Source organism: Ruegeria sp. AB5 (assembly GCF_056542645.1).
Genome location: NZ_JBQGAE010000069.1, coordinates 1 through 1,034 on the forward strand (window position 1 = coordinate 1; position 1,034 = coordinate 1,034).

General features: G+C 56.3%; 1 protein-coding gene and 1 pseudogene. Both read right to left on the reverse strand.

Features of this window, described 5'->3' with window-relative positions:
• A pseudogene (gene argC, locus ACR0L4_RS23630) lies at positions 1 to 413 on the reverse strand (N-acetyl-gamma-glutamyl-phosphate reductase); the annotation flags it as partial.
• A gap of 94 nt (positions 414 to 507) precedes the next feature.
• Positions 508 to 1,034 (reverse strand): glutamate racemase (locus ACR0L4_RS23635; protein WP_480515645.1); only part of this gene is annotated, 527 nt, incomplete at its 5' end.

Here is a 1,034-nt window from a genome sequence, read left to right on the forward strand (position 1 = left end):
ATTTCGTCACGGTAGAACTCGGTCAGACCATAAACCGCCTCTTCCTGATGCCCAAGCGCGGCATGTGAATTCCCATACCACTTCTTGTATTCGTCGCCATCGCGAAGTCGAAAATCTGCTGACAGGTCAACAATTTTCAAGGTGTTGGGCAGTTCGCGAATGACTTCCTGACTGGTCTTGTGCGGCAGAGCGCAGAAACACAGGTCGATTTGGCTAAATTCGATCTCGGAAATCTTGCAAAGCACCGGCAAATCCATATGGCGCAGATGCGGAAATACCTGCGCCATTGTCTGTCCAGCCTTCCGCTCGGCGGCCAGAGATTTGATTTCCATACTCGGATGCCCGGCGATCAGCCGCACGAGTTCCGCGCCGGTGTAACCAGAAGCGCCAAGAATTGCGATTTTGTGGGTCATGTCAGACCTCTTTCATTCATGTGTCACATGGGGTGACCGCCGCTGTGACGGTCAACGAATTACGGAATCGGAAAAGCGCCGTCCTTGACCTAGGTCAGGCGGCTTCAAAGGTGATTTGTCGTCGGAGGAACTGAGTCGCGCGATCCGTCACAACGCGCGGCTTACACGTTGTCAGGAAGCCATCAGTGCCCTCACCCAGCATATTCGGATGCCGTTGCAAGTAGTCTGCAAGGCTTTCCGCAACCAGATCACCCTGGCTATAGACTTTCACATCCGGTCCGAGCGCCTGCTGAAACGTCTCTGCCATCAGCGGGTAATGCGTACAGCCCAGAATGGCTGCTTGCGGTTCCGGCATCTTGCGCTTCAGAGCATCCACATGGCTGCGTACCAAAGCCTCGGCCAAGATCATGTCGCCCTCTTCGATGGCGTCCACCACCCCGCCGCAGGCTTGCGCCTCGACATCAACCCCGATCGCCCGAAACGCCAGCTCCCGCTGAAACGCACGGCTCGACACTGTCGCGGGCGTCGCAAACAGCGCAACATGCTGCACCTGAACCTCACGCGGTGGAGAGTTGTCGCCCCATTGCCGTTCAGTCAGCGCCTCAATCAAAGGCACAAATA